Origin of the sequence: Stieleria sp., assembly GCF_041595215.1 — a bacterium.
Taxonomy (GTDB): Bacteria; Planctomycetota; Planctomycetia; order Pirellulales; family Pirellulaceae; genus Stieleria; species Stieleria magnilauensis.
This window is the reverse complement of sequence record NZ_JBFHKV010000526.1, coordinates 1-5706: the sequence shown is the minus strand read 5'-3', so window position 1 is coordinate 5706 and position 5706 is coordinate 1. Positions and strand designations below refer to the sequence as shown.

Sequence of the window (5706 nt, the reverse complement as noted above, 5' to 3'; positions counted from 1 at the left end):
CAGATTGGCAAGGACTCGTCGCCTCGTCCACTACCGCCTACCCGAGAACCCAAATGGCTGGCGGGTTTACGGACACACCGCCGATCGGCCGAAGCCTTCCCTCCTTATCCCCCTTCCAATCCGGTTGATCCGTCCGGCTGGCAACGGCGACGGTGGTCCAGATGGGGCGAAAACCCGCCAACATGATTTCAATGCAACGGAGAAAGCTAGGCTTGGGCAGTTCAATGCCATTTGTAATTCGTCACCGACACCGGCCTCCTAGACCGCCGTTCGTCTTTCGGTGACACACCCGGAATTCCCATGCCTGCGGCGCCACTTCCAGCAAACGAATCGGTTCGGTTGCAAACTCTGGTCGACTACCAGATCCTCGACTCGTTGCCCGAGCAAGAGTATGACGACATCGTCGGCATTGCCTCCCGGATTTGCCGAACGCCGATTGCATTGGTCAGTTTGATCGATGCCGATCGCCAATGGTTCAAGGCGCGGGTCGGAGTGGATGTCGGCCAGACCGATCGCTCCGCGGCATTTTGCGCCCACGCGATCTTGAATCAAGGCGAGGTGCTGGCCGTCCGAGACGCGACGCAAGACCCAAGATTCCTGGACAATCCACTGGTCACCGGAGCACCGCACATTCGCTTCTACGCCGGATCGCCGTTGGTAACGCCCGATGGAGTCGCTCTGGGGACACTGTGCGTGATCGATTCGATCCCCCGCGAACTGTCCCCCGAACAGCTCCTGTCACTCAAAGCACTCGGTCGCCAGACGACGTCGCTGATCGAGTTGCGTGGCCGAACCAACCAGTTGGAAACGTATCGCTTGGAATTGGAACGATCCAACGAAGCGCTGCAAGAATTCGCCTACGCCGCATCACACGATCTGAAGCAACCGATTCGCGGGATCGGTTCCTTGACGGAGTTTTTTGTCGAAGATTACGGCGACCAGCTGGACGATGCCGCCAAAGAAAAGCTGGAACTGATTCGTCGACTGACCGATCGCGCTCAAACCATGATCGATCAAATGTTGCACTACGCTCGAGTCGGCAGCGTGGTCGATCCCCTGCAGTCGGTCGACCTGAACGAGGTGGTCGGTCACGTCAAGGAAAACCTGTTTGCCTTGTTCGCGTCGGGCAAAGTGTCGATCCAAAGCATGCAGCTGCCATCGGCCAACGGAGCGCCAGTGCTGCTCAATGAGTTGTTCCAAAACCTGATCTCCAACGGCATCAAGTACAACGACAACGAATCGAAAACAGTGGAGGTCGGATTTCAGACCAAGCCGATCGGACCGGATGACGAAGCGGTGACTGCTTTCTTCATCGCCGACAATGGAATCGGCATCCCCGAGCGGATGCGTCCGGAGGTGTTTACGATTTTCCGCCGGTTGCACGCCGCCGATGCCTATGGCGGAGGTTCCGGAGCCGGTCTGACGATCGCACGAAAAATTGTCGAAACCCACGGCGGCAGAATCTGGATCGACCCGGCCTATCAGGATGGCACCTGTTTCTGGTTCACGATCGGGACTTCCATGGCAGGATTCGAACACGAGTTCCGCTACGACAAGGTCCAGAGCGAATCGGATCTCTGTCACGCCGTCAGCATTTGAGCGATCGTGTCCGCGGCGTGGCTACACCTCGTCATGCTGTCGAATTAGGATGGTGGTCATGTTGCCCGATCGGGATTTCAGGGCCGTGACGCAAGGCCTAGCTTCCCATCGTCGTGCCCCCATCGTCTTGCCACCACTGCCTTGAAGGTCCACGCATGCCCGCGCGAATACTCACCCTGTTGTTGGTTGTGTTTTCCCTGACCGCGACGACGCTCCCGGCGGCTAGTCCGACGGGTCGCTGGGTCGGCAGCTGGTCGTCTTCGTCGACGGGGCATCAAGGTCCGCTTCGCGCCAGAATCCGCGCCGTCGATGCCAACACTTACCGAGCCCTGTTTGCCGGACGGTTTGCCAAAGTCATTCCATTTGTCTATCCGGCAAAACTGCAACGCATCCCAGGCACGTCCAATCGCTATCACTCGTCGACGCGCTTGCCGCTATTGGGCGAATACCGAATGACGGCCACCGTCACGCCGCATCAGTTCAACGCGACATTTCGAGGCAAGAAGGACCTAGGCGTCTTTCAGATGTCACGCGCTGCGCGTTGACCGGCTTGTTGATTTAATCAGCCGTATGGTGCGGGAACACGGGCGTTCAATGATCGCTGGCATGACCCCGGACGGGGTCAAAGCCTGTAGCCGGAGGTGAGCGCAGCGTCACCTCCGGACATCCGGTCACCCGACCGACACGACCCCGGAGGGTGTCGAAGCGAGTGGCGCAAGTATCCTCGGACCCAGCCAGCCACCCCGGGTGGACAAGCATCTCGACCAACGGTTTTGGAGACGCGGACTGCGGCACAGCCGGTGGATTGATTCGCTGCGACCCCGTCCCGGGGTCGATGGGAATCTGGGACATGCTTCCCGGAGGTGGCGCTGCGCTGACCTCCGGCTACTTGCTGAAATCCCTCCGGGATAATCGGTTCGCTAACGCTTCCCGCTGACATCTCAGCACGTGGCGTCAGCCAGTGGCGCGTGTTGCTCACCCCGCCAACTCTTGCAACAACGCGGCGAAATAGAACGCGCCGCAAAGCAGCACGCTGAACTTCCATGCGGTCAACAGCGCCATGAACGTCGCATTGGATTGGACGTCCAACACGGTGCCCTTTTGCCGCGATGTCAATCCGATCAACACGAACACCACGGGCAGCGTCAGGGCCTGAAACGCGGCCAGGGCGAACAACAGAAACGCCAGCGGACGCACCAGTTGAATCAATGCGATCCAGAGTGCGGTCATGGTGGTGACGACCAGTAGTGCCCGCAATCCGAATCGCATTGCTGGTCTTACTCCGGAATCATCTCGCAGCGGATCAGATCCTCAAACGTCTCTCGTTTGCGAATCAATTTGGCTTGTCCCTGTTCGATCAACACCTCGGCCGCGCGGGTCTTGCTGTTGTAATTACTGGCCATGACAAACCCGTAGGCGCCCGCATTTTCCAGGATGACAAAGTCGCCGACACGACACATCGGCAGTTCCCGACTGTCGACGTATCCGCCTTCGCGCTGGGTGAAAATGTCGCCCGACTCGCACAGCGGTCCGCCGATGACGGCTTGGACGTTGTCGCGATCGTCGACCGCGGCGCCGTCGCTGGAGCAAACCGAAATCGGATGGTGGGCGCCATACATGACCGGCCGTGCCAGATCGTTGAACCCGGCATCGAGCAACACAAACAGATTTTCGCCGACCTTTTTCACGCTGCGGACTTCGGCGATCAAGAATCCCGATTCGGCTGAAAGGTAACGCCCCGGTTCGATCTCCAACGTCACCGGATGACCGAACGATTCGCTCAGTCGGTTACGGGTGGCGTCCCAAAGTTGAAAGTACTTGTCCAAATCGACATACGATTCCGATTCGCTGTACGGCACGGGCAAACCGCCGCCGGCGCTGATCGTCGTGATCGTCCTGCCGACCTCCATCGCCACCCGCTCCATCGCTTCACAGACCTCGCTGAGGTGTTCCAGGTCGGTCCCCGACCCGATGTGCATGTGAAGCCCGGTCACAGTGACGCCGTGTTGGTCGGCCCGACGCAGGCAATCGTCGATCTGGGTGTGCCAGATTCCGTGCTTGCTCTGCTCGCCACCGGTGTTCGTTTTCTGGCTGTGGCCGTGGCCGAATCCGGGATTGATCCGCAATGTCACGTCAGCACCCGGAAGACGTTCGCCCAGCTGCGAAATCATGTCGGGCGATCCGCAATTGACGTGCAGCTTGTGCTCGACAACCAAATCCAATGCGGCGGAGTCAAAAATATCGGCCGTGTAAACGATCTGATGGTCTTGGGGCAAATACCCCGCCGCCAACGCACGCTGAATTTCACCGCAACTGACCGCGTCGACGACCACGTCACGACGCCGCATGCGATCCAAAATGGCGATGTTCCCACACGCCTTTTGGGCATAACGGATCACGTCGAATTGACTCAAGTCCGCAATCCGCTGCTCGATCACGTTCAGGTCATAAACGTAGAGCGGCGTTCCATACTGTTTGGCCAGTTCCGCGACGGATAGCCCCGCGATCTGATGGCGACTGGTAGAAAAGGTGGGCGTTGTCAGAGAGGCCATCGCGATCGCAGGGCGGAGAGGGGTAACGGGACGGAAAACCGGCAAGGCGGCCTGTTGATCGAAGCCCGCATGCGTCAGCACGGGGCAGCGTGGCGCCCCTCGCTCGCGCGTCGGGCTAAGATCCACGTGTTGATTTCAAAACATCGATTGAATCAACAGACCGAAGACGCATTCTGTCCCCAAGGGGGCTGTTTTGTCCAGCCACCGCGGACGACGGAACGCGCGGGACGGTTTTCCCAGGCGGAACCTGGGAAAACGTCTCAGGCTGACCGAGAAGACCCGCGAACCACCTGCGTGGTTCGCGTTTTCCGGACCCCGATCAGGAACCGGCGGGGTCTTTGCCGTCGGTCCACGGGCCGGCCAGATTCATGTATTCCGGCTCGTCAAGCTTGCTGCCGACATCGCCGGCCTTCCAACCCGCGATGTGATTGGGCAACTCGCGAGCCTTCGATTTGGCTTCCCATTTCGCCGCCCAGCCTGGGTCTTTGGTGCTGATGTCGCGGTTGTCGGAATCGACGAAGTACACCTCGCCTTTGCGATAACTTTGCGCCCCCAAGTTCACCACGGCCATCGCCGCGGCACCCAGGTCTGGCGGGTTGTTGCACAGTTCCGGCTCGCCGGCTTCACAGGCATCCAGGAAGTTCGCGAAGTGGGCCTTGGTCGTGTTCTTGACCGGCTCAGTCGAGATTCGCTCGTTTTCAAATGTCCGCTTCGCGGAATCGCCCTGCGAAGTGACCTGGCGTCGCTCGGGGACGAAATCGAACCCGTCAAACCCTTCGCCGTTGCCGAGTTCGAAGGTGCCGTAGTGACCACGAATCAATTGATTCACGCGCGACTCTTGGTTGCACATCGTCGCGGTGATCAATCCTTGCACGCCTTCGTTGAAGTCCGCCGCGACGGTAGCAACGTCGGGCACATCGCGCCCGTCGTACTCCATGAAGATTCCGCCGGCGCCGACCACGCGTCCGGGGATCCGAAGTCCCGTCGCCTTCAACATCGACGTGGTGCGGTGAACGAACAAGTCGGTGAACATGCCGCTTCCGAAGGGCCAGAACCGTCGCCACTGCTTGTAAACCGCACGGTCAAACGGCATCTCCGGCGCGAGGTCTTCGTTGGTGCCCAGCCAGCGCTGCCAATCAATCTTCTTCGGGTTCATGTCGGCAACCAGCTTGTAATAGCGCCATTGCCCGACGTTGCTGTTGCGGAAGTATTCGGTTTGGAATCCGAGCACCTTGCCGAGTTTTCCGTCTTGAAGCAACGCCCGGATTTCATTCCAAACCGGCAGACTGGTCGACTGCACGCCGACCTGCATGACCTTGCCCGAGGCGCGCCACTTGTTTTCGACGTTGAACGCTTCTTCGACCGTCTTGGTCATCGGTTTTTCGCAGTAGACGTTCAGTCCCGCGGCGAGCGAATCGATGATCTGTTTGTGGTGCCAGTGGTCGGGCGTCCCGATGCAAACGGCGTCCAGGTTTTCCTTGGCGATCATGTCGTTGTAATCGACGTACCGCCCCGGATCGGTACCGGTTTTGTCCTTGATGTAATCGGCGACCAT

5 protein-coding genes are annotated in these 5706 nt (G+C 59.3%); 2 read left to right on the top strand and 3 right to left on the bottom strand.

Going from position 1 to position 5706, the window contains the following annotated elements; genetic code table 11:
* The first annotated feature begins 300 nt into the window (after positions 1 to 300).
* The gene (locus ABX749_RS19325; RefSeq protein WP_372897409.1) at positions 301 to 1599 is read left to right on the top strand and encodes an ATP-binding protein; all 1299 of its coding nucleotides are present in this window, start codon (positions 301 to 303) and stop codon (positions 1597 to 1599) included.
* Between the two features lie 155 nt (positions 1600 to 1754).
* Positions 1755 to 2144: a hypothetical protein gene (locus ABX749_RS19320; RefSeq protein WP_372897408.1), complete on the top strand. Its 390-nt coding sequence runs from the start codon at positions 1755 to 1757 to the stop codon at positions 2142 to 2144.
* 430 nt (positions 2145 to 2574) lie between these two features.
* On the opposite strand, the gene ABX749_RS19315 is transcribed toward ABX749_RS19320, so the two are convergent.
* The 3 genes from ABX749_RS19315 to ABX749_RS19305 all read right to left on the bottom strand — a co-directional run.
* Positions 2575 to 2868: a hypothetical protein gene (locus ABX749_RS19315; RefSeq protein WP_372897407.1), complete on the bottom strand. Its 294-nt coding sequence runs from the start codon at positions 2866 to 2868 to the stop codon at positions 2575 to 2577.
* A gap of 8 nt (positions 2869 to 2876) precedes the next feature.
* A complete protein-coding gene (gene lysA / locus ABX749_RS19310) occupies positions 2877 to 4151 on the bottom strand; it encodes a diaminopimelate decarboxylase (RefSeq protein ID WP_372897406.1) in 1275 nt (424 codons plus the stop codon).
* Between the two features lie 319 nt (positions 4152 to 4470).
* On the bottom strand, positions 4471 to 5706 hold a 1236-nt coding region (locus ABX749_RS19305), incomplete at its 5' end, for a Gfo/Idh/MocA family protein (protein ID WP_372897405.1).

Coding starts and splice junctions, on each gene's coding strand:
- ABX749_RS19320 (WP_372897408.1), top strand. CDS start 1,755: ATGCCCGCGCGAATACTCACCCTGTTGTTGGTTGTGTTTTCCCTGACC.
- ABX749_RS19325 (WP_372897409.1), top strand. CDS start 301: ATGCCTGCGGCGCCACTTCCAGCAAACGAATCGGTTCGGTTGCAAACT.
- ABX749_RS19315 (WP_372897407.1), bottom strand. CDS start 2,868: ATGCGATTCGGATTGCGGGCACTACTGGTCGTCACCACCATGACCGCA.
- lysA (WP_372897406.1), bottom strand. CDS start 4,151: ATGGCCTCTCTGACAACGCCCACCTTTTCTACCAGTCGCCATCAGATC.